General features: G+C 67.8%; 23 protein-coding genes and 1 other RNA gene. 18 read left to right on the plus strand and 6 right to left on the minus strand.

Features of this window, described 5'->3' with window-relative positions:
• Window positions 1-282: 282 nt before the first annotated feature.
• The 7 genes from GC106_RS24180 (at window position 283) to GC106_RS24210 (ending at window position 6262) form a co-directional block, all read left to right on the plus strand.
• The gene (locus GC106_RS24180) at window positions 283-1380 is read left to right on the plus strand and encodes a hypothetical protein (protein ID WP_173134980.1); all 1098 of its coding nucleotides are present in this window, start codon (window positions 283-285) and stop codon (window positions 1378-1380) included.
• 103 nt (window positions 1381-1483) lie between these two features.
• The gene (locus tag GC106_RS24185) at window positions 1484-1984 is read left to right on the plus strand and encodes a PadR family transcriptional regulator (RefSeq protein ID WP_042194088.1); all 501 of its coding nucleotides are present in this window, start codon (window positions 1484-1486) and stop codon (window positions 1982-1984) included.
• A gap of 75 nt (window positions 1985-2059) precedes the next feature.
• Window positions 2060-3157 carry a peptide chain release factor 2 gene (gene prfB, locus GC106_RS24190; protein WP_173134987.1) on the plus strand — a complete coding sequence of 366 codons (1098 nt, stop codon included), beginning with the start codon at window positions 2060-2062 and terminating at the stop codon, window positions 3155-3157.
• Between the two features lie 59 nt (window positions 3158-3216).
• Window positions 3217-3906 carry a cell division ATP-binding protein FtsE gene (ftsE, locus tag GC106_RS24195; protein WP_173134990.1) on the plus strand — a complete coding sequence of 230 codons (690 nt, stop codon included), beginning with the start codon at window positions 3217-3219 and terminating at the stop codon, window positions 3904-3906.
• A gap of 39 nt (window positions 3907-3945) precedes the next feature.
• The gene (gene ftsX / locus GC106_RS24200) at window positions 3946-4851 is read left to right on the plus strand and encodes a permease-like cell division protein FtsX (protein WP_173134993.1); all 906 of its coding nucleotides are present in this window, start codon (window positions 3946-3948) and stop codon (window positions 4849-4851) included.
• Window positions 4852-4883: 32 nt separating this feature from the next.
• The gene (smpB, locus tag GC106_RS24205; protein ID WP_173134996.1) at window positions 4884-5366 is read left to right on the plus strand and encodes an SsrA-binding protein SmpB; all 483 of its coding nucleotides are present in this window, start codon (window positions 4884-4886) and stop codon (window positions 5364-5366) included.
• Window positions 5363-6262 carry an amidohydrolase family protein gene (locus GC106_RS24210; protein ID WP_312872812.1) on the plus strand — a complete coding sequence of 300 codons (900 nt, stop codon included), beginning with the start codon at window positions 5363-5365 and terminating at the stop codon, window positions 6260-6262. The genes smpB and GC106_RS24210 overlap by 4 nt, the downstream gene beginning before the upstream one ends.
• Here the strand turns inward: GC106_RS24210 and GC106_RS24215 are convergent.
• From GC106_RS24215 to GC106_RS24225, 3 genes are all read right to left on the minus strand, one after another.
• Window positions 6230-7501 carry an acyltransferase family protein gene (locus GC106_RS24215; RefSeq protein ID WP_173134999.1) on the minus strand — a complete coding sequence of 424 codons (1272 nt, stop codon included), beginning with the start codon at window positions 7499-7501 and terminating at the stop codon, window positions 6230-6232. The genes GC106_RS24210 and GC106_RS24215 overlap by 33 nt on opposite strands.
• A 111-nt stretch (window positions 7502-7612) precedes the next feature.
• Window positions 7613-8257 carry a response regulator transcription factor gene (locus tag GC106_RS24220; RefSeq protein WP_173135002.1) on the minus strand — a complete coding sequence of 215 codons (645 nt, stop codon included), beginning with the start codon at window positions 8255-8257 and terminating at the stop codon, window positions 7613-7615.
• Window positions 8245-9519 (minus strand): sensor histidine kinase, encoded by a 1275-nt coding sequence (locus GC106_RS24225; RefSeq protein ID WP_312872813.1) that lies wholly within the window; start codon window positions 9517-9519, stop codon window positions 8245-8247. Before GC106_RS24225 ends, GC106_RS24220 begins: the two co-directional genes overlap by 13 nt.
• 159 nt (window positions 9520-9678) lie before the next feature.
• On the opposite strand from GC106_RS24225, the gene ssrA reads away from it, so the two are divergent.
• Window positions 9679-10057, plus strand: a transfer-messenger RNA (tmRNA) gene (ssrA, locus tag GC106_RS24230).
• A gap of 557 nt (window positions 10058-10614) precedes the next feature.
• Here the strand turns inward: ssrA and GC106_RS24235 are convergent.
• On the minus strand, window positions 10615-11538 hold the full coding sequence (locus tag GC106_RS24235; RefSeq protein WP_173135005.1) for a MerR family transcriptional regulator: 924 nt from the start codon (window positions 11536-11538) through the stop codon (window positions 10615-10617).
• Between the two features lie 39 nt (window positions 11539-11577).
• Between GC106_RS24235 and GC106_RS24240 the strand changes: the two genes are divergently transcribed.
• From GC106_RS24240 to GC106_RS24275, 8 genes are all read left to right on the plus strand, one after another.
• A complete protein-coding gene (locus tag GC106_RS24240; protein ID WP_173135008.1) occupies window positions 11578-12303 on the plus strand; it encodes a maleylpyruvate isomerase family mycothiol-dependent enzyme in 726 nt (241 codons plus the stop codon).
• Between the two features lie 9 nt (window positions 12304-12312).
• Entirely contained in the window at window positions 12313-13014 is a 702-nt protein-coding gene (locus GC106_RS24245) for a maleylpyruvate isomerase family mycothiol-dependent enzyme (protein ID WP_173135011.1), read from the plus strand.
• A gap of 82 nt (window positions 13015-13096) precedes the next feature.
• Window positions 13097-13960: a hypothetical protein gene (locus GC106_RS24250; protein WP_173135014.1), complete on the plus strand. Its 864-nt coding sequence runs from the start codon at window positions 13097-13099 to the stop codon at window positions 13958-13960.
• A gap of 15 nt (window positions 13961-13975) precedes the next feature.
• The gene (locus GC106_RS24255) at window positions 13976-15760 is read left to right on the plus strand and encodes a carboxyl transferase domain-containing protein (protein ID WP_173135017.1); all 1785 of its coding nucleotides are present in this window, start codon (window positions 13976-13978) and stop codon (window positions 15758-15760) included.
• A gap of 36 nt (window positions 15761-15796) precedes the next feature.
• Window positions 15797-16729 carry an SPFH domain-containing protein gene (locus GC106_RS24260; RefSeq protein WP_173135020.1) on the plus strand — a complete coding sequence of 311 codons (933 nt, stop codon included), beginning with the start codon at window positions 15797-15799 and terminating at the stop codon, window positions 16727-16729.
• A gap of 7 nt (window positions 16730-16736) precedes the next feature.
• Window positions 16737-16937 (plus strand): type II toxin-antitoxin system antitoxin, encoded by a 201-nt coding sequence (locus GC106_RS24265; RefSeq protein ID WP_173135022.1) that lies wholly within the window; start codon window positions 16737-16739, stop codon window positions 16935-16937.
• A gap of 230 nt (window positions 16938-17167) precedes the next feature.
• Window positions 17168-17506, plus strand: coding sequence for a hypothetical protein (locus GC106_RS24270; protein WP_312872814.1), 339 nt, complete (start codon window positions 17168-17170; stop codon window positions 17504-17506).
• A 14-nt stretch (window positions 17507-17520) separates the two neighbouring features.
• A complete protein-coding gene (locus GC106_RS24275) occupies window positions 17521-17742 on the plus strand; it encodes a hypothetical protein (RefSeq protein ID WP_173135028.1) in 222 nt (73 codons plus the stop codon).
• Here the strand turns inward: GC106_RS24275 and hrpB are convergent.
• Window positions 17708-20032: an ATP-dependent helicase HrpB gene (hrpB, locus tag GC106_RS24280; protein ID WP_173135031.1), complete on the minus strand. Its 2325-nt coding sequence runs from the start codon at window positions 20030-20032 to the stop codon at window positions 17708-17710. The two genes, GC106_RS24275 and hrpB, sit on opposite strands and share 35 nt — an antisense overlap.
• Before the next feature lie 95 nt (window positions 20033-20127).
• On the opposite strand from hrpB, the gene GC106_RS24285 reads away from it, so the two are divergent.
• Window positions 20128-20622, plus strand: coding sequence for a MauE/DoxX family redox-associated membrane protein (locus GC106_RS24285; RefSeq protein ID WP_173135034.1), 495 nt, complete (start codon window positions 20128-20130; stop codon window positions 20620-20622).
• 5 nt (window positions 20623-20627) lie between these two features.
• Entirely contained in the window at window positions 20628-21428 is an 801-nt protein-coding gene (locus GC106_RS24290) for a DsbA family protein (RefSeq protein WP_173135037.1), read from the plus strand.
• Here the strand turns inward: GC106_RS24290 and GC106_RS24295 are convergent.
• Window positions 21414-22718, minus strand: a complete 1305-nt coding sequence (locus GC106_RS24295; protein ID WP_173135040.1) for a phenylacetate--CoA ligase family protein — start codon at window positions 22716-22718, stop codon at window positions 21414-21416. The genes GC106_RS24290 and GC106_RS24295 overlap by 15 nt on opposite strands.

A 22718-nucleotide genomic window follows, 5' to 3' on the forward strand; every position in this document is an offset into this window, starting at 1 on the left:
GGGGTTTCGGTGGCGAAGTGTTGGCGGCCAAGCAACCTTGGTATACAGAACCGGGCCGGGGTGGGGCGCGATCGATGCCGGGTGTGAAAATCTTCCTGGCTGTCCACTGTGGAAATTTGGCATGACCGCTGACACGGGAAGTAATCACCCGCATGCGCTGCGCTACTCCATTTGAGGGTGTCAGGGCCGGTTGGAGCACATCAGCGACCGCTGGCCGTGGATCAACGGCCGACCGGCGCGCCACCCGTGTTCGGCGAGTGGTTGAGCTGGCACACTGGGCACATGGAGCTCGTGCCGCCCTCACCAGAGATGGAGGCCTTGTTTTCCCGGCAGGAGGCTGAGTATGAGCGCCTGGTCCGGGCAAGCTCGTTGCCGTTGCTCGGCATGGCCGAACCCGCACCACAGCCGCGTTTGCTCGGCGAGGCGGAGATCGACGGCGGGATCGTCGAAAGTGTCGGCCTGGCCTACGGCGACCTGATGCGGCCCAGCGGACCGCTCGTCCAGGTGCACACCGCACGCTGGCGCGAGTCCCGGCCGGGCCCGCCGGATCTCCGGTACTTCTTGGAGAACCTGCTGGACAGCATGGGCGACGACGGTCCGGTGGACGGTGATCCGGTCCCCGCGCACGTGGTCGTCAACGGAACGCCGCGACCGGCTTCGTTGCTGCGCACGAGACGCAAGATGTGGGCGGCCCGTTGCTGGCACCAGGATTCCGACGTGATCGTGGTGGCCAGGGAGTGGGAGCTGGCCGCGACGCACCTGGTCGCGGTGCCCAGCATCGAGTCTTTCCTTCGCGGGCGTAGGGAATACCTGCGTGATCTGCGCACCAACCCGCCGACGATGCCGATCATCGACCGGCCGTTCGACGTGGCCACAGCGCATCGGTCGCTCATCGACGCGACGCTCGCGCGCAGTCTTCAGCTGGAAGCCGCGGCGCGCCAAGGGCGCCCGCCCCGGCTGCGGGCCAACGCCCGTAAGCACGGCGAACTCTGGGAAGCGGCCGTACGGGCGCAGATGCACCTGGCCGATCAGTCCAGACAGGACGCTAACGAGGCAGTGACCATTCTGGTTAACCAGTTGGGCCGTTTGCAGGAGAAGGCGAGTTGGTTCGCCAACAAGCGACTCCGGGACGCCGCGGTGACCGAGACTCTCTTGTACTGGACCGGGATGCGGCTCGAGCTGCTCTCCCGGCCCGCGCAGGAGAGCTGGCGGACCGTCTGGGCGTCACAACGGTCCTGGGCGCCGGACCCGTTCGCCCGCCAGGAAAGAACTTCTTCACAGCATGATGATTCGTTGCGGCGCTGGCACGCGGAGCTCGTGACGGGGCAGGACGAATGGCTTCGTGCCTGGTCGGAGTGGGTGCGGCAGAAGGGGTACTGAGCCAATCGGGTGTACTTGTGGCATCCGGGTGACGGTGTAGCCACTGTGGACAGATGGCTGGGCCATTGTGGACAGCGAGCGAAATTCATGGCACGGTGGTTACGTGTCTGAATTGAACGCAACAGCCGCGGCTCTGCTCGGCTTGCTCCATGACGGCCCGAAGACGGGTGGCCAGCTGGTCGCGGTGGCCCGTGAGCGCTTTGGCGCGTTCTTCAGCGTCACGCGCAGCCAGGTATACCGCGAGCTCCCCGCGCTGGCCGACGCCGGCCTTGTCCGCCTTGGCAAGCAGGGTCCCCGCTCCAGCCAGCAGTATCTGATCACCGCCGCGGGCAAGAAGGCCTTCAAGACCTGGCTTGCCTCCGAGCCTGGTCCAGACCACCTGCGCAGCCCGCTGATCCTCCGCCTCGTGCACGCCAGCAACTTGACCGCGAAGCAGCGCACCGCGCTGGTCGACTCCGCCCGGCAGGCGTACAACGCCGAGCTGGAGGAGGCCCGCAACTCGGTCAAGAACACCGACGACACCTACGCGAAGGCGATCGGCGAGTTCGCGGTGGCCAGGGCCCGGGCGGCGCTGAAACTGCTCGACGCGGTCCCGAAAGACTGAATAAAAGGCGCCGGTCGGCGGCAAACAGCCGACCGGCAACGCACCGGCACGCGGTCTGACGTAACCTTCTTGGCCGTGAACCCGGACGTCGCAGCAGACCTGAATGATCTCTCCGCCACGTTGAAGAGCATCGAGGCGGTGACGGATCTCGATGCGCTGCGCGCTCAGGTGACCGAGCTGGAGCAGCAGGCCGCGCGCCCCGATCTCTGGGACGACCCGGAGAAGGGGCAGCAGGTGACCAGCCAGCTCTCCCACAAGCAGGGCGAGCTCCGCCGGGTGTCTGAGCTGCGTCAACGCCTCGACGACCTCCCCGTGCTCTACGAGCTGGCCGAAGACGAGGGTGACGCGGGCAGCCTCGCCGAGGCGGACGCCGAGCGTGAGAAGCTGCGCGCCGACATCTCCTCGCTGGAGGTGCGGACGCTGTTGTCCGGCGAATACGACGAGCGTGACGCTCTGGTCACGATCCGTTCCGAAGCCGGTGGCGTCGACGCGGCGGACTTCGCCGAGATGCTGCTGCGCATGTACATGCGCTGGGCGGAGCGGCACGGCTACCAGACCGAGGTGTACGACACCTCCTACGCCGAGGAAGCCGGCATTAAGTCCGCGACCTTCAAGGTCTCGGCGCCCTTCGCCTACGGCACCCTGTCCGTCGAGCAGGGCACCCACAGGCTGGTGCGGATCTCACCGTTCGACAACCAGGGCCGCAGGCAGACGTCCTTCGCCGGCGTCGAGGTCGTCCCGGTGGTCGAGCAGTCCGACCACGTCGACATCGACGAGAAGGAGCTGCGTGTCGACGTGTACCGCTCGTCCGGACCGGGTGGTCAGGGCGTGAACACGACGGACTCCGCGGTACGCATCACACACATACCGACCGGAATCGTCGTCTCGTGCCAGAACGAACGTTCACAGTTGCAGAACAAAGCGTCCGCGATGGCCGTTCTGCAGGCCAAGCTGCTGGAGCGCCAGCGCCAGGAAGAGCAGGCCAGGATGGACGAGCTCAAGGGCGACGGCGGCTCTAGCTGGGGAAACCAGATGCGCTCGTACGTTCTGCACCCGTACCAGATGGTCAAGGATCTTCGTACCGAGTACGAAGTGGGGAATCCCTCCGCTGTTCTGGACGGCGATATCGACGGATTCCTGGAGGCCGGAATTCGGTGGCGGCGCACTAACTGAGCGTGTTAAACCATCCCAATGCAACGGGCCGATAACGGTCGTGGGTAGACTCCGCGACCGTGATCCGGCTTGAACATGTTTCCAAGACCTACAAGACGTCGACGCGTCCCGCGTTGGACGACGTCTCGGTGGACATGGACAAGGGGGAGTTCGTCTTCCTGATCGGCCCGTCCGGTTCGGGAAAGTCCACCTTCCTGCGCCTGCTGCTGCGCGAGGAAGTGCCCACCAAGGGCAAGCTCTACGTCAACAACTTCGACATCACCCGGATGTCCCGCCGCCGGATACCCCGGCTGCGGCAGTCCATCGGGTGCGTGTTCCAGGACTTCCGGCTGCTGGTCAACAAGACCGTCGCGGAGAACGTGGCGTTCGCGCTGGAAGTGATCGGCAAGCCCGCGCACACCATCCGCAAGGTGGTGCCCGAGGTGCTGGAGCTGGTCGGTCTGGACGGCAAGGCCAACCGCATGCCCAACGAGCTGTCCGGTGGTGAGCAGCAGCGTGTGGCGATCGCGCGTGCGTTCGTCAACCGGCCGTTGATGCTGCTGGCCGACGAGCCGACCGGAAACCTGGACCCCGACACCAGCCAGGACATCATGCTGTTGCTCGAGCGGATCAACCGCACCGGCACCACCGTGCTGATGGCCACCCATGACCATTCCATCGTGGACTCGATGCGCCGCAGAGTCGTCGAGCTCTCGTTCGGCAGGGTCATCAGGGACGACGCCCGCGGCGTCTACGGCGTGGGCCGCTAAGCCGAAGTATTCCCCCGACCTGCGAGGAAACCCGCACCGATGCGTTTCAGTTTCGTGTTGTCCGAGGTCCTGACCGGACTCCGGCGCAACGTCACGATGACCGTCGCGATGATCCTGACCACCGCGATCTCGTTGGGGCTGCTGGGGGGCGGCCTGTTGGTGGTCCGGATGATCGACCACATGCGCGACAACTTCGGCGACGAGGTCGAAGTGAACGTGTACCTCAGCAAGGACGTCAGCGGCACGGACAAGGACTGCCAGCAGCAGCCCTGTGCGGGCATCAAGGCCAACCTGGAGCAGGACGCGAACGTCGAGGACGTCCGGTGGGAGAACCAGGACCAGGCGTTCGACCGGTTCCAGCGGGTCTTCGCGGGTCAGCCCGAGCTGCTCCAGCTGACCAGGAAGGACTCGCTGCCCGCGACGTTCCACCTGAAGCTGAAGAACCCCGACCGCGCCGACGTGATCGTGCAGACGTACAGCAACAAGCCGGGAGTCGACCGGGTGGAGGACCAGGGTGTCTTCCTGGAACGGTTCTTCGGCGTGCTCAACGGCGTGCGGAACGGAACGTGGGTGGTCGCCGCCATCCAGGCGATCGCGGCGCTGCTGCTGATCTCCAACACCATCCAGGTGTCGGCGTTCACCCGGCGGACGGAAGTCGGCATCATGCGCCTGGTCGGCGCCACGCGCTGGTACACGCAGTTGCCGTTCCTCCTGGAGGCGGTGGTCGCCGGCCTTGTCGGTGCGGTCATGGCGATCGGCGGCCTGATCGGCATCAAAGCGGTGTTCATCGACAACGTGCTGGCCGAACCGATAGCCGCGAACATCATTCCGCGAATACCGCTGCTGGACATCTTCTGGCCGGTCGCACCGATCCTCATCGGCGTCGCGATCTTGATCTCGGCGATCACCGGGTACGTCACGCTGCGGCTCTACGTGCGGACTTAACCGGTGGCGGTGTGACGGTAGAGTTCACTGTCATGGCGAAAGAACGTGGTCAGAAGGTGATCGCGTCGAACCGGAAGGCGCGGCACGACTACGAGATCCTGGACACCTACGAGTGCGGGATCGTGTTGGTCGGGACCGAGGTCAAGAGCCTGCGGATCGGCCGTGCGTCCCTGGTCGACGCGTTCGCCACGGTGGACGACGGCGAGGTGTGGCTGCGTGGGCTGCACATCGCCGAGTACGAGATGGGCACGTGGACCAACCACGAGCCACGGCGGCGGCGCAAGCTGCTGCTGCACAAGGGCGAGATCCTCAAGCTGATCGGCAAGACCAAGGAGAGCGGCCTGAGCCTGGTGCCGTTGTCGATGTACTTCAAGGACGGCAAGGTCAAGGTCGAGCTGGCGCTGGCCAGGGGCAAGAGGTCGTACGACAAGCGGCAGGCGCTGGCCAAGCGGACCGCCGAACGCGAGATGGTCAAGGCCGTCGGCCGGGCACGCAAGCGGGGCGGCGGCTGGTGAGGGACTCCGAGGTCCGGTCCTGGGTGACCGGCCTCGGCCTGCCCGGCCTGGTGGACGTCCACGTCCACTTCATGCCGGACTCCGTGTTGCGGAAGGTGTGGGCGTACTTCGACAACGCCCGCGCCAACTACGGCGTCGACTGGCCGATCCACTATCGCCACGACGAACAGGAACGGCTGCGGCTGCTGCGTTCGTTCGGCGTCATCCGGTTCGCGCCATTGGCCTACCCGCACAAACCCGGAATGGCCGAATGGCTGAACGAGTGGATGCGTGACTTCGTCGCCCGCACCACGGACGCCGTCATGACCGCGACACTGTTTCCGGAACCAGAGGTCGAGTCGTACCTGGCCAAGGCGCTGGACGCGGGCGCCAGGTGCGTGAAGGCACACGTCCAGATCGGTGGCTACGACCCTCGGGCGTCCGAACTGGACGGTGCGTGGGGCCTGCTCGCCGAAGCGGGTGTGCCCGCTGTTGTGCACTGTGGACACGGCCCGCTCCGCGGGGCGTTCACCGGCCTGGACGTCTTCGAACAGGTGTTACGCCGTCATCCGGCGCTGACCGTGGTGCTGGCGCACGCCGGGATGCCGGAGTTCCGTGCGGCGTTCGACCTGGTCAGCCGGTATCCGAACGTCTACGTGGACACCACGATGGTCGGCGTGCGGTTCGGCGCGGCCCAGCTGGCTGACGACTTCGTGGCGAGGCTGGCGGACTTCCCCGACCGGGTGGTGCTCGGCACCGACTTCCCGAACATCCCGTACGCGTACGCCCACCAGCTGGAGGTCATAGCCGGCTGGGCCGAGGCGGACGAGCGGCTCGGCCCCGAGTTCCTCAGGGCCGTGCTGCACGACACCCCAGCCCGGCTGTTAGGCGCTGCGGACCAGACTGACCGACGGTAGCCGGTAGCGAACCGCCAGAAGTCCACTCAGGACGATCCCGGCCCAGATCGCCGCGCCGGTGGAGACCAGGCCGCCGCCGGGTGCGAACCCGGTCGCCGCGATCCCCAACGTGCCGATCGCGATCACGGCCGTCCCGATCATGACCTGCGTCGCGGGCGGCTGCACCACGAGCGGGCCCGGTGCGTGTGCCTCGAACCGGCCGAACGCCTTCAGCAGCCCGTACAACACCGCGGCGGCCGAGCCGATCCACAGGGGCAGGACCAGGAACCACAGGAAGCTGCCAGGCTCGGGCGTGCTGTAGCCCAGCCCGACGGTCCAGACACCGGCGACGGCGACCATCGCGGACATGTGCCACAGGTACAGGCTCATCGACCGCGCGCCGACCCACGTCAGCACCCGGGCTGCCGCCGGACGGGCCACCAGCGAGCGGATCAGCGGCCGGGCGAGCAGCACGAGTCCGATCTGGCCGATGCCCAGCGTGATCAGGCACGCGGTCGGCGGGCCCGCGTTCGACACCGGCGCACCCGGCATACCGACCATGCTCAGCGGATACGGTCCGAACGAGACCATCAGCGCGGTCAGGCCGAAGCCGACGCCGGCCATCGCCGCGGCAGCACGCATCGACGGCGGGTTCTTGGCGTAGTGGAAGCCGAGCTGGTGCACCGCGAGCCACACGAAACCCGCGTTGAGGAACCCGGCCATCGGCAGGCCACCGAACCGCAGGACGTCGACGAGCAGCGCGGCTCCGGCCAGGACGGCGAACACGCGGAAGCCGTACCGCTCCTGGGCCTTGATCATCCACGGCGTCACGAGGATCGCGGCGAGATACACGGCCATGAACCACAACAGCTGACCGACCACCGCGCTGCCGACGTCCAACGGCTGCCGCGGCACTCCGAGCGTGATGAGCAGCTGCGGAAGCACCAGCCACACCGCCATCAACGGCAGCATCGGGATCGCCAGCCGGTGCACCCGGCCGGACACCCAGTCCCGGACCGAGCCGCCCCGGCCGCGATGTGCCCGCAGGGACAACATGTTCGCCGCACCCCCGGCGAAGAACACCAGCGGCATCACCTGGCCGACCCAGGTCAGGACCCACCAACCCGGTGTGGCGTAGGCGTTCCCGGTGGTCAGCTCGCTGCCGTTCCAGTCCAGCACCGGCACCAGCCAGTGCTGGAAGACCACCAGGATGATGGCCAGCACCCTGACCACGTCGAGAAATGGATCCCGTTTCGACACCGCTGTGCCCCCGTTCGCTTGGCTGTCAAGAGCTTCGCGAATCAGCCGGGCAAGATCACTGGTGTCTGCTCCCAAACCGCAGTGGGGGTTTTCCCTACCCTGACAGGGGAGCTACCTACGCTCCAGATACGCCAGGACAGCGCGCACCCTGCGGTGCTCCTCCTGGCTGGGCTCGAGACCGAGCTTGGCGAAGATGTTGCCGACGTGCTTCTCCACCGCGCCGTCCGAGACGGTCAGCGACTTCGCGATCGCGGCGTTCGACATGCCCTGCGCCATCAGGCCGAGCACCTCGCGCTCGCGAGGCGTCAACGAGTCGATCGGATTGCGTCTGCCACGTGCCATGAGCTGCGAGATCACCTCCTGGTCGATGCACGTCCCGCCGCGCGCGACGCGGTGGACCGCGTCGACGAACTCGGCGACGTCGGCCACCCGCTCCTTGAGCAGGTATCCGACGCCGCCCGCACCGGCCGAGATCAGTTCGACCGCGTAGCGCTCCTCGACGTACTGCGAGAGCACCAGCACCGGCAAGTCAGGCGTGCGTTCCCGGGCCCGCAACGCGGCCCGCAGTCCCTCGTCGGTGAACGTCGGCGGCATCCGCACGTCCACAATGGCCAGATCAGGCCGGTGTTCGTCGAGGACCTCGAGCAGTCGCTGGCCGTCCTCGACGGCGGCGACGGTCTCGATGCCCTCGTCGGACAACAGCCGTTCGATCCCGGCACGAAGCAGAACGGAGTCCTCCGCGATCACCACTCGCACGGCAGGTCCGCCCGGATCACTGTCGGCCCGCCGATGGGGCTCACCACGGTCAGCACGCCGTCAATGGTGGCAGCCCGGTCGGCGAGACCGGCCAGCCCACCCCCACGCCGTGTCTCCGCGCCACCCACACCGTTGTCCGTGATCTCGACGACGACCTTGCTGTGCTCCCGGAACACCCGGACTGAAGCCTGCGACGCGTCGGCGTACTTCGCGATGTTCGTCAACGCCTCGGCGACAGTGAAATAGGCGGTGGTCTCCACGGCCGCGGGCGGCCGCCGGTCCGTGGACAGACCGTCCTCGACCTGCACGTCCACCGGCACAGGCGACTTCGCGGCGAGCGACGACAACGCCGCGTCCAGCCCACGGTCACCCAGAACGGCCGGGTAGATGCCGCGCGCGAGGTCCCGCAGCTCCGCGACCGCCTGCTTGGCGTCCGCGTGCGCCTCCTCGATCAGCACCTTCGCGCCCTCCGGGTCCCGCTCCATCTTGCTCTTGGCCCGGCCCAGCCCCATCGCCACAGCGACAAGCCGCTGCTGCGCCCCGTCGTGCAGATCACGCTCGATCCGGCGCCGCTCGGCCTCCGCGGCATCCACCCCACGCGCGCGGCTGGCCTGCAGATGCGCGGCCTCCGCCTCCAGCAGCGTCGCCTTGCTCGGCCCGAGCAGAGCCCGCGCCAGCTTGCCGTGCACCACGCCCAGCCACCGCGTCGTCACCAGCGCGAGAGCCAGGAGCAGCACACCGACCAGCGCCGGGATTAACGTGTCGTCGAACGAGTTGACGACGTACGCCGCCCCGCGCACCGAACCGAAGACCATGTACCCGCCGTCGACCCACCGGTACCACAGCGGCAAGGACGCCAGGCCGATCCCAGCGGACCAGAACGCCACCATCCACGCGAACGAGACCACGGACATCGGCAGCAGGACGAAGAGGTAGAGCAGGTCACGCCACGTGGCCGGATCGCGGAAACGGCCCTTGAACCACCCGAACATCCCCGGCGGGATCGGCCGGTACGGATCCGGGACGTAGTAGCCGAGCGTGGCGTACACCAGCCGGCGCTCCATCCGCGCGAACCCGCGGATCAGCATCATCGTGGCCGTGAGCAGCGGAAACCCCACCCAGACGACCAACGTGCCGAACGACGACGCCAGCAGCGCCGCCACCACCGGGAGCCACGTCACAGCCATGATGAAGCTGGTGAACAGATAGACGTTCGCCCCGACGGCCCCCGGCTGATGCTGACGTCCATCAACCTGCTCCACCTGAGTCATCATGACGACAAGCATCCCAAGTCCACGTCGGCACGGCGATGGAGTAAGCCAGTATCCCCGAGGTAGGGCCAGCCCCACCCAGGAGCCGTAACCGGAATGAACCACCCGCCCCGGCGCGTTATGCTTACCGTAAGACCAACCCAACACCACGGGGGTGAACGGTTTCGACTCTGGACGTTGAGTCAAGGGAAGCGTGCAGGTGCAGGCGAGAGACCACCTTGAGCGTCGCCGCAAAAAAATAAGCGCCAAGACTGAAACCAGTCAGGCCAACTACGCTCTCGCTGCCTAAGCGGTAGCGTAGTTACCTTGTCGGTCCGGGAGTGCCTTCGGCCCGGTTGCCGGCATCATCCAGAAGGCTCACCGCCGTACTCGGTCGCGGAGTGCGGTTGGGAAGCAAACAGCGACTGGGCCCGTCACATCGGCTAGTTCACGAGACCGATGGGGTCAAGCAGAGGCACAGTGAACTGCGCACGGAGAAGCCTTGGTGAGGCGGCAGAGGACCCGGGTTCGATTCCCGGCACCTCCACTCGGGGCGAGCCTGCTCGGTTGCTTTGCAACCTCGCCGGCTCGCTTCGGATTATTTTGGGGGGCCGAGCCCCCCAAGCCCCCCACGGTGCGTGCTCCTTACCTTCCAGCGCTGGGCGCGTTTCGCTTGGACCGGCTACGCGGACCGGCCCCGGGCGGTAGTCATACGGATCGCCGCCGTGAGGTGCGCGGTAGCGCGTGGGTGGTCTTCGTGCTCCCTTCCTCCCGTTTGGCCTGGACGTAGTCCAACCATGGGTGTCAAGGGGTGCGCCACCACAAGCCAGCCCGGCTGGAAGCCATACGCGCCCCTTGACGGCCATGGTTGCCTTTGGCAGGCCAGGCGGGAGGAAGGGAGTGCGGCCCCCTCTCCTCTTGGTGGCCTGCCCGTCCGGCGAGGACATCCTCATGAGAACCCAACCCCAACGCAAGCCGAAGAGACCCAGCCCGGCAGCAACGAAGGACGAAGACAACTCCAACATCCCAACCACAATATGGATAGCCGAACTAGCCACTATCGAAACAGACAGCCCAGACCCCAGGGGTGTTCAACCCACTTGAAATTCAGGCGTGAGTGGGCAGCGACTTGACCGAAGAGCCGAGTGCGTCGACCAGCCATGTGTGGCTCTCGCCGACGGTCACCGGCTCGCCGGTCAACGTCCCTACGAGCTGCCAGTACCTCCGCAACGGAGCCGAAGCGTCAATCGCCGATGCCTGGAAGAGCGCACGCCGGAAAGAAGCCGTGTCACGTTCCCGCCGAACCCGTGCGTGTGCGCCGACGAAATGGTCGAGCGCGTGGCCGGGTTCAGGCGCCACTCCGGAGAGCACGAGCGGCCGAGCCAGGGAACAGGCCTCGTTCACCCCCTCATGCAGTTCGCCCTCGTCCGAGATCTGCTCCAGGTTGTGCAACGTCCGCCGCAGCATGCGGGCACGCAGCGATGGATCGCTCAGCAGCACGACCATCTCCGCGTACGCCACGACCTGCGCGGGGCTTGGCGTGTCGGGTAACGAAGGCACGCTGACGGACAGGAACATCTCCAGGAACTCGTCCGGCATCGGACCCAGGAAAAGCCGCTGCCAGAACTCGACGAGCGAATCCCGGGCCGCCGCACGGTCCTGCACCGCGGCCAACAGGTCCAGCCGGGCCGCGCGCTCCGAAGGCGACGCCTGCTCGACTGCGCGCAACGAAGCCCGGCGCCAAGCCAGCGCCGCCAACTCCACATCAAGCGCCTGGCGCTCCGCGGTGACGACATCGGACATCGATTCGCTGCCCGAAAGGACCGACCGGATCGACCCCAGTCCCAGGCCGAGGCCACGCAGTCGGCGGATCAGCCGGAGCCGGTCCACCGCGGACCGGTCGAAGCGGCGATGTCCGCCCGCGCTGCGGACGGCCTCCAGGACGCCTTCGTCGCAGTAGAACCTGATGGTCCGGACGGGCACGCCCGTCGCCTGCGCGAGATCGCCGATGCCGAGTGTGGCTTTTGTCACGTTGAACCTCCACCCCAGTGCGCTTTCTACGGTACGGCCATGCACATCGACTGGCTACGCGCCCAGACCGCGGCCTTCGCCGAAGCCGCGACCCGAGTCGACCTGGACAAGCAGGTCGTGACATGTCCTGAATGGTCAGTGCGGATGCTCGTCGCGCACATCGGCCACTCCCACCGGCAGGCCGCGAACATCGTCCGGACCGGCGAGCCCGAACAGTTCCGTGACCCGCGAACCGCCGAAGTGCCGCCGGACTGGGAACCGTGGGTACGGGACGGCGCCGAGGAACTCGCCGACGCGGTGACCGAAGCCGGTACGAAGCAGGTGTGGGCGTACGTCGGCCAACGGCCCGCGTCCTTCTGGCTGCGCCGGATGCTGCACGACACCACGGTTCACGCGGTCGACGCCGCCAGAACGGCAGGCGTCGGCTACCGAATCCCCGCCGACGTCGCCGTCGACGGGATCGAGGAGGCCCTTGACGTGATCTCGGCACCTGGAGTCGAGGCGCTCAAGCCCGACTTCGTCCACCTGCGCGGCACCGGGCAGACCTTGCAGTTGCGTGCCTCCGAAGGGGAGGCGTGGCTGATCACCCGCACACCGGCCGGGCCGTCGTGGAAACGGGGCGAGACCGGGAGTCCGGACGTGACCCTGCTTGCGGGTGCTCAGGATTTGTTGCTGCTGTGTTACGGCCGTCTCGGGCTCGACGACGTCACGGTCACGGGCGACCGGGAGTTGATCACTCACTGGCTCGCGCACACGGCGCTCTAACGTGGCGTCATGCACATCGACTGGCTGCGTGACCAGACCGGCGCTGTCGCGGACGCTGTTACGGGTCTCGACCCGGACAGGCGCGTGCCGACTTGTCCGGAGTGGTCGGTGCGGGAACTGGTCGCGCACGTCGGCCTGATCCAGCGCCGAGCCGCAAAGATCGTCCGGACCGGTGAAGCCGTGCCGTTTCCGCGGTACGCCGAACCACCGGCGGACTGGGCGGGGTGGTTGCGTGAAGGGGCGGCCGAACTGGCGGACGCGGCGATCGAGGCCGGGGCCAAGGAGGTCTGGACGTTCTTCGGTGACCGGCGGCCCACCGCCTTCTGGGTGCGCCGGATGCTGCACGACACCACGATCCATGCCGTGGACGCCGCGCTGACCGCGGCGAAGCCTTACCGGATCCCCGCGGCCCTTGCCAAGGACGGCATCGACGAAGGTCTCGACCTGGTCGGGCGGATGCGAGGTGCGGAGCTGCGGGGCGACGGTGAGACGCTGCGGATGGTGTCCCCGGAGGGCGACGGGTGGCTGATCACCCGGGAACCGGACGGCCCACTGTGGAAACGCACAGTGACCGAAAGCGCGGACGTGACCGTGACCGGCACCGTCCAGGATCTGTTGCTGCTTCTCTACCGCAGGATCGGCCTTGACGGTGTCACGGTTACCGGCGACCGGGACCTCATCACCCATTGGCTGGCGCACAGCGCACTCTGACAGAGCAATCCTGTGCAGCCGTAAGGGTTTCACTCACTGGTCGACATTGACAGTGAATTTCGCCGCGGCTTACGTTCGAGGTGTGGTGACACCGGAACTGCTGGCAGCGGGGCCTTTTCACGAGGCGCTGCGGGCGGCGATCAGCGCGAGCGGGCTCGCGCTCGACCGGATCCGCTACCGGCTGCGGCTACGTGATGTGTCGATCAGCGTTCCCACCCTGAGCAACTGGCAGTCCGGCAGGCGCAGGCCGGAACGCGCGGAGTCGTTGCGCGCACTGGCCGAACTGGAGGCCGTGCTCGACCTGCCGCCGGAGGCGTTGCGGTCCCTGCTCGGCCCGCCACGGCCACGCGGCCGGGCCGCGCATCCCAAGGGCCCGGAGGCGATGCTCAAGGCGTGGGGCAAACCGATCGAGCACCTGCTCACCGGCATCGACACGTCCTCGGACGGCCGGCTGACCCGGCTGAGCCAGCACGACCGGATCGAAGTGGACGCCGGCGGGTGCCTGGCCGAGGTGGCCAACCGGCAGGTGCTGCGGGCCAGCCACGACGGCGCCGATCGGTGGATAGTGGTGTGGGACGCGGAAGGCGCGGCCAAGCCGCCGGAGATCATCGCGGGGCAGCACTGCCGGCTGCGCACGCTCAACACGGACGTGGACACCGGGATGATGGTGGCCGAGCTGGTGTTCGACGCCCCGCTCGCGCGCGGCGAGACGATCATCATGGAGTACCGGATCGCCGGCCTGGCCCAGCCGGACCAGTTCGTCCGCAGGCTGCACCGCACCACCCGGGACTACGTGCTGGAGGCCCGGTTCGACCGGGCCGCGATCCCCGCCCGCTGCGCCAGGATCTCCTCGCCGTCATGGGACCTGGCCGCCAGCCCGACGGGGTCGGTGCACCTGGTCGAGTTCAACGCGAGCGGCACGATTGGGATTCGCTGGCAGCGGTGATGTTGGATCGGCGGCATGGAACGTGTCGTCGCGCCCATGCAGGGCACTGTCGTGCTGATTTCGGTCAAGCCGGGCGACCGGGTCGCCGCCGGGCAGCAGTTGGTCGTGCTCGAGTCGATGAAGATGGAACACGTCGTCGCGGCGACGACCGACGGCCAGGTCGGGCAGATCTCCGTCACCGCGGGCGAAACCGTGAAACGCGACCAGGTTCTGGTCACCATCCAGCCAGGTGCTCCGGCGGCGGCACCGCAAGCCGTCGAGGAGACGGCCGAAGACGGCATCCGGGCGGATCTGGCCGAGGTCCTGGCAAGGAAAGCGGCGGGGCAGGACGCCAACCGGCCGGAGGCGGTCGAGCGCAGGCACCGCGAAGGCAGGCGGACCGCGCGGGAGAACGTCGAAGACCTCTGCGATCCGGGCACTTTTGTCGAGTACGGCGCTCTGGTCGTTGCGGCGCAACGGCAACGGCGGTCGATGGCGGAACTCGTCGCCAAGACCCCGGCGGACGGCATGGTCGCGGGCATCGCCGAAATCGGCGGCAGGGAAAGCGTCGTCGTGGCCTACGACGCCACGGTTCTCGCGGGCACGCAAGGCTTCTACAACCACGCCAAGAAGGACCGGATGTTCGAGCTCGCGGCGCGCCGTGAGCTTCCGGTGGTGCTGTTCGCCGAAGGCGGAGGCGGCCGTCCGGGCGACACCGACGTGCCGTTGGTCGCGATGCTGGAAGCTCCGGCTTTCTCCTTGTTCGCCAGGCTTTCCGGGCTCGTGCCGCTCGTCGGAGTGGTCGCCGGACGGTGTTTCGCGGGCAACGCGGCCTTGTTGGGCTGCTGCGACGTGATCATCGGGACGGCAGGTGCGACGATCGGCATGGGCGGCCCGGCGATGATCGAGGGCGGCGGTCTCGGTGTGGTCGCGCCGGAGGACGTCGGGCCGATGTCGGTCCAGGTGCCCAACGGTGTCGTCGACATCGCGGTCGCCGACGAGGCGGAAGCCGTCCAGGTCGCCAAGAAGTACCTGTCGTACTTCAGCGGCCCGGCCGGCGACTGGTCCACTATGGATCAGGAAAGGCTGCGTAACGCCGTTCCGGAGAACCGCGTCCGTGCGTACGACGTCCGCGCGGTGATCGAGCTCGTCGCCGACACGGACTCGGTGCTGGAACTGCGCCCGCGGTTCGGCGAGGGCATCGTGACGGCCCTGGTTCGCGTCGAAGGCAGGCCGATGGGCCTGATCGCCAACAATCCCGGGCACCTCGGCGGCGCGATCGACCGGGACGCGGCCGACAAGGCGGCCAGGTTCATGCAGCTGTGCGACAGTCACGGCCTGCCGATCGTCTCGCTGTGCGACACCCCTGGGTTCATGGTCGGGCCGGAGTCGGAGAAGACCGCGACAGTCCGGCACTTCAGCCGGCTGTTCGTCACGGGCGCGAACCTCACTGTGCCGCTGTGCTCGATCGTGCTGCGCAAGGCGTACGGCTTGGGTGCCATGGCGATGTTCGGTGGTGGCTCGAAGATCCCGTACGCCACGGTGGCGTGGCCGACCGCCGAGTTCGGCCCGATGGGCCTGGAGGGTGCGATCAGGCTCGGCTTCCGGCGTGAGCTGGACGCCATCACCGATCCGGTGCGCCGCAAGGAGACCCTCGAGAACATGATCGCGATGGCCTACGAGCGCGGCAAAGCGCTCAACGCGGCGTCGATGTTCGAGGTCGACGACGTGATCGACCCGTCCGGCACCCGCCGGTGGATCACGGCGGTCCTGCCGAAGGAGGTGGCCAGGGCCAACCGGCCGCACGTGGACACCTGGTGAGTAGAAAAAGTGATATCAGTTTGCTAGGTTGACGATATGACTACCGCAACCGAGCTCAACCTCGACATGCCCGAACCGCGGGTTCGGGAACGCAATGCCATGGAACGCCCGGGTCTGCCGATCGGGGGCGGTGCGTTCGTGGGGATACTGGCCGGACTGGGCCTGCTGACCTGGGGCGTCATGCAGACCGTCGAAGGCGGCAGGTCCGCGGGGATCACATTGATCATCGTGTCGTCCTTGCTGATCCTGGGCGTGACCGTGGTCGCGACCGGGCTCACCGTTGTGGCGCCGGGCGAGGCGCGTGTGCTGCAGTTCCTCGGCCGGTACGTGGGAACCGTGCGCACTTCCGGGCTGCGCTGGGTGAATCCGTTCACCACACGGGCCAAGGTGTCCACCAGGATCCGCAACCACGAGACCGCGGTGATGAAGGTCAACGAGCTGGACGGCAACCCGATCGAGATCGCCGCCGTGGTCGTCTGGCAGGTCCAGGACACCGCGCGGGCGATGTTCGAGGTCGACGACTTCGTCCAGTTCGTCAGCATCCAGACCGAGACCGCGATCCGGCACATCGCCAACAGCTACCCGTACGACTCGCACGGCACGGACGCGCTTTCTTTGCGCGACAACGCCGACGAGATCACCGAGAAGCTGTCGGCGGAGATCAGCGCACGGGTCGAACCGGCCGGTGTGCGAGTGATCGAATCCCGGCTGACGCACCTGGCGTACGCTCCGGAGATCGCCCAGGCCATGCTTCGCCGTCAGCAGGCAGGTGCCGTCGTCGCGGCCCGTCAGCTGGTCGTGGAAGGCGCGGTCGGGATGGTGGAGCTGGCGCTGGACCGGCTGGCGCAGAACGATGTCGTCGAGCTCGACGAGGAACGGAAGGCCGCCATGGTCAGCAACCTGCTGGTGGTCCTATGCGGTGATCGAGACGCCCAACCCGTGGTGAACGCCGGCTCGCTCTACCAATGAGGTTGTTGTGACGGAACGCAAAAGCGTCCTGTTGCGACTCGATCCCGCGGTGCACGACGCATTGGCCCGGTGGGCGAGCGACGAACTGCGCAGTACCAACGCACAGATCGAGTTCCTGCTTCGCCGGGCTCTGTCGGACGCGGGCCGGATGCCCGGCGAGGCGGGCAGGCAACGCCGTCAGGGCAGGCCGCGTAAGGACGAAAAGTGAGTTTTGCTACTTTGCGCAACACGGCCGCGGCCGTGCTTGGGCCGACCGGGCGGGGATCTGACTTTCCGTAACCTGCTCGTAATTGGTATACCAGCTTGCCGATACCTCTCAATACCGTACGTGACCAGCGACTTTCCTCCTTTTGCGAAGTGAATCCGGGCACCGGTTCTGCCAAAGTTGGTAGTGGGAGGTGGTGCGCTGTGTCACCGTCATCGAGTGATCGTGCGCACGTGCGCGCACTGTTGCAACCAGGCGAAGAGATCAGCTACTTGTTCCCGGCCTCGATGGTCGGCGGCCCGTACAGCTCGTCGCACTTCCTTGTCGCCGTCACGGACTCGTCGATCACCGTGCTGGACACCGGGCTGGGTGGCCGCACGAGGCCGAACGCGGTCTGGCGCCGGTATCCCAGGCACACCAAGCTAGGACCGGTCGACCTGCGTGTGATCCCGGAGTTCCAGCTCGGCGGCCGGGTCTACGAGGTCGACGAGGAGTACGTCGCGGAGATCAACGCGGCGGACGCCGAATGGTCGGCCGACGCCATGCCCCCTGATCCGCTGCCGCACCTGTAGGTACATTTGTGCCCGTGGAAGAAGAGTCATCACGGCTCGACGACTTGATGGGTGTCGAGGACAGGGCCGCCGGAGCGCGAAAGGCGCAGCTGCCGAAGCTGCGCGCGTTCTGGCACGCGGCGACGCGTGGCCGTTACTGGCCGGTGACGGTCATCGTGACGCTGGCGGTCGTCGGTGTGCTGATCTATTTCGCGGTCGGCCTCATCGCGGGCTTCTTCGCCGGGATCGTGGAATAGCGGTCAGCGGATCGGACGGCCAGTCGTGTTTGGGGTACCGGCCGCGTAGTTCGGCACGGACCCGCGGATATCCGTTCGCCCAGAACGACTCCAGGTCGTCGGTGACCGCGGCCGGGCGGCCGGCGGGGGAGAGCACGTGCAGCAGCAGCGTGACCTTCCCGTCGGCGATGGCTGGTGCCTGCCGCCAGCCGAAGATTTCCTGCAGCCGTACGGCCAGGACGGGCCGTTCGCCCGCGTAGTCGACGGCGATCCGTGATCCGGAAGGCACTTCGACGCGTTCCGGCGCGAGCTCGTCCAGCCGCGCGGCGGCAGGCCACGGCAACATCGCCCGCAGCGGATTGATCCTGGCCAGGTCCTTGCGGTTCCGCGCGCCCGAGACGTCTACAGAGGACAAAATGGCGTCCTGGCCGACGGCGGGCCACGGGTCGCCGAGCGTCCGGTGCAGCAGCGCCATCCTGGCGTGCAGCTTCGCATCCCAGTCCAAGATCGACACGCCTTCGGCGCGGATGCCCGCACGCAACGCGGCTTCGACGACCGCGGGGTCGGGGTCGCTGATCGGCTTCCCGGACAGCACGATGGCGCCGAGCCGCTGGACACGACGCGCCACCACGTCGCCGTCCCAGGTCACCATGTCCTCTTCGGACACGCCGATGATGCCGGTCGCCAGGTCCAGGTCGGCGGCCGCGGCGAGCCGGACGCGGCCGTGCTTCTCACCGGGCCTGCGGTCCGCGACGGCGATCGCGAGCCAGTCCCGGTGATCCAGGCCGGTCCCCGGCGGCAGTTCCACCGCTGTCCCATTGGCCATCAGGTACACGCGGGAGTCGGCTGACCTCTTTCTGGCCAGTCGCTCCGGATACGCGAGGGCGATGACTTCCGCGGCGTCGGTCGGTTTGTCGGAACGGGGCGCCAGCGCGGCGAGGCGTTGGGACTCGCGGCGCCATCGCTGCGAGCTCTTCACCTTGCGCAGTGCGGTTTCCAGATCCACGTCGTCGGCGAGCGAGTCGTCGTCCAGCAGTGCGACCACGTCCGCCGCCTGCTTGCCGCCGTCCAGCAAGGCCCTGGCAAGCCGGGGATGCAGGCCCACATCGGCCATCCTGCGGCCACGGTCCGTCGGCGTGCCGTCCTCGTTCACCGCGTGCAGATCACGCAGCACCGCCTGACCGGCTTTCAACGCACCTTCCGGCGGCGCGTCCCACCACCGCAACGCGGACCCGTCCGGCGTGCCCCAGCAGGCCAGTTCCAGTGCCAGCCTGGTCAGGTCGGCGACCCGGATCTCCGGCTCGGGATACCGCGGCAGAGTCGACTGCTCGTGCTCCGGCCAGCATCGGTACACGCGGCCAGGGCCTTCACGACCAGCGCGTCCGGCCCGTTGGTCGGCCACCGCCGCCGAGGTCCGCACGGTGGCCAGACCCGGCAGGCCACGGCGGTGATCCACTCTGGGCACACGTGACAGCCCGGAATCGACCACGGCCCGTACTCCGGGAACCGTCAGGCTCGACTCCGCGACGGCCGTGGCCAGGACGACCCGCTGCCCGTTCGTGGGTTTCAAGGCGGCGTCCTGGTCCTTGGCGGCCAGACGGCCGTGCAGGGTGACCACGTTCACGCCGTCCAGCATCTGCCGCACGCGGTTGATCTCCGCCGCGCCAGGCAGGAAGACCAGGACGTCACCGTCCGTTTCGGACAGCGCGAGGCGTGTGGCCCGTGCCACGGTGGCTTCGACGCGTTCGCCTCTGGCCGGCGGGAGATACGTCGTTTCGGTCGGGAACGTCCTGGCGTCGGCCTTCAGCACAGGCGCGTCGCCGAGCAGTTCGGCCAGCCGCTCCGCCGCCACGGTCGCGCTCGTGGCCAGCAGCTTCAGGTCCGGGCGCAGCGCTATGGCGTCAGTCAGCAGTGCCAGCAGCAGGTCGGCGTCCAGGTGCCGTTCGTGGCACTCGTCGAGCAGCACGGTGTCCACACCGGACAGCTCCGGGTCGTGCTGGATCCGCCGGACCAGCAGGCCGGACGTGACGACCTCGATCCTGGTGTCCTTGGACGTCCTGCGGTCACCGCGGACCGCGTAGCCGACCGTGCGGCCAACTGGCTCGCCCAGCGACGCCGCCATTCGGGCGGCGGCGGCACGGGCGGCCAGTCTGCGCGGCTCGGCCACCACGATGCGGCCGGGCAGGGCCAAGGGGACCACTGTGGTCTTGCCCGTGCCGGGCGGGGCCACCAGAATCATGCTGCCGCGAGCGGCCAGCGTGCTGGTCAGTTCCGGGAGGACTGCCCGGATCGGCAGGTCGGGGAGGTTCATCCGGTCGGGTCACGTCGATTCGGTCACGGCGGGAACTGGTACGCCTGGACTTGTTGCTCAGGTTTCACTCAGTTTGCCCGGGTATCGTCCGTCAGGTGGTTCGACCGTCACCTCGCGTGCTCGACGGGATCGGCACAGTGGCGCGGCTTGGCCTGGCCGCTGTCTGGATCGTCTCGGGGGCGATCAAGGCAGCAGACCTGAACCAGGCCTACATCGCGGTCCAGGCGTACGACCTGCTGCCCAAGGGCTCGGTCAGCCTGGTCGCCGCCGCGGTGCCGTTCCTGGAGCTCGCGCTGGGCGTGCTGCTGGTGGTGGGCCTCGGTACGCGGCTGGTCGCGGTGTTGTCCGTGGTCGTGCTGATCGGGTTCATCATCGCGATCTCGCAGGCGTGGGCCCGTGGACTGACCATCGACTGCGGCTGCTTCGGCGGCGGCGGGCAGGTGGCCGCGGGCCAGACGGCGTACCCCGAGGAGATCGCACGGGACATCGGGTTCCTGGTACTGGCGGGCTGGCTCATCGTCCGGCCGCGCAGCCTGCTGTCGATGGACAGCTGGCTGACCAGACGCCCGGCCGTAGTGGGAGAGGACTGAAGGACGTGGGTGGAGCCGAGCGCAACGCGAAGAAGCGGCGGCAGGAGCTCGCCGCACAGCGGGCGGTGGCTGCGGCACGCAAGAAGAAGAGCGACCGCAACAAGATCATCATCACGGCCGCGGTGGTCGTGGTGATCGCCGCCGCCGTCGTGGCGGGTGTGCTGATCACCAACAGCCAGAAGAACGAGGCCGCCGGCGTGCAGATCCCGGTCAAGACCGTCTCGGCGAACCTGGAGACCAAACGCGACGGTGCGACCGTGCTGGTCGGCAAGGACACCGCGAAGGTGACGCTGGACGTGTACGAGGACTTCCTCTGCCCGGCGTGCCGCCAGTTCGAGGACGCCTACGCCGGGCAGATCGAGAAGAAGATCGAGGACGGCACCGTCCGCGTCCGTTATCACATGCTCACGCTGCTCAACGACCGTTCCGACCCGCCCGGCTACTCGCTGGACTCGGCGAACGCCGCGCTGCTCGCCGCCGACGCGGGCAAGTTCGCGGCGTTCCACGCGAGCCTGTTCGCCGCCCAGCCCGAGGAGGGCGCCCGCGGGTACGACAAGAACCAGCTGATCAAGCTGGGGCAGGACGTGGGCATCACGTCGCCGGACTTCGCCAACGGTGTGACGAACGGCACGTACAACCAGATCATCGAAGAGGCCTACCAGAAAGTCTCGACTGATCCCGCCCTGCAACAGGACTTCGGCAACGGCCAACGCGGCTTCGGCACGCCGACGCTCGCCGTGAACGGCAAGATCGTCGACACCCAGGACCCGAAGTGGCTGGACACCCTGGTGTCACAGGCCGGCTAGCGGCGGATCGCCCTGGTTCCACCGGGCCAGGCGGCGTGCCTTCCCGACTTCGGTCCGGGGCACGCTGCCTGGCTCGAGCACTGTCACCACACAGGTGATGCCCAGCCGTTCCCGCAGGGCGTTCGTCAGGTCCGCGCCGAGGGCCGGTTTGTCCACGCTGTCGGTGAACGGCTCGACCGCGACCCGCAGCTCGCTTCTGCTGGGATCACGCCGGTCCTCGACGACCAGGTAGTGCGGGCTGACCCGCTCGTCCCGCAGCAGAACGGCTTCCACCTCGGTCGGGAACACGTTCACGCCCCGGATGACCAGCATGTCGTCCGTGCGGCCCTTGAGCTTGCTCATCCGCCTGAGCGTCCGCGGCCGGTTCGGGACAGGGCCGGCGAGCGCGGCCACATCGCCTGTGCGGTAACGGATCAACGGCATCCCGGTCTTGGTGAGCGTGGTGAACACGAGCTCGCCGGGAGTGCCGTCCGGCACCGGATTGCCTTCCGGATCAACGGCTTCGACGAAAAAGTGGTCCTCCGCGACGTTCAGCATGCCGTCGGAGTCGAGCGACTCGCACGCCACACCCGGCCCGATGATCTCCGACAGGCCGTAGATGTCCAGGGCGCGGATGTTCAGCAGGCTCTCGATCTGCGCCCGCATCTCCTCGGTCCACGGCTCGGCGCCGAACACCCCGGCCTTCAGGCTCGTCGGCTCGCCCTTGAGAGCCTCGCCGAGATGGATGGCGTACGAGGGCGTGCACGTGAGGATGTCCGGCTTCAGGTCCTGGATGAGCCGGATCTGCCGCTCAGTCATGCCACCGGACACCGGGACGACGGTCGCGCCGAGACGCATGCCGCCGTGATGGACCCCAAGCCCGCCAGTGAAGAGCCCGTACCCGTATCCATTGTGGATGACGCTGCCCCTGGTCGCCCCGGCCCCGCCGAGCGCGCGGGCCATGACACTCGCCCACACCTCGATGTCGGCGGCGGTGTACGGGATGAGCGTGGGCCGCCCGCCGGTCCCGGAACTGCCGTGCACGCAGACGATGTCCTGGTCCTGGGCGACCTGCAGCCCGAACGGGTAGTTGTCCCAGATGTCGGCCTTGGTGATGGTGGGGAGGTCCTTCAGGCCGTCGAGTGTGACATCCGCCCCACTCGTCACACCGGCGGCACGCAGCCGCTCGGCCTGCGGGTTCCCGCTCGCCAGAACCCGGTCGACCACCTGCCGGAACCGCCGCTGCTGGACCTTTCCGCGCAGCTCAGGGGCGATCCCCTCGGCATCCGCGTCCACCAGGGGCACAACCAC

Source organism: Kibdelosporangium persicum (assembly GCF_013280595.1).
Taxonomy (GTDB): Bacteria; Actinomycetota; Actinomycetes; order Mycobacteriales; family Pseudonocardiaceae; genus Kibdelosporangium; species Kibdelosporangium persicum.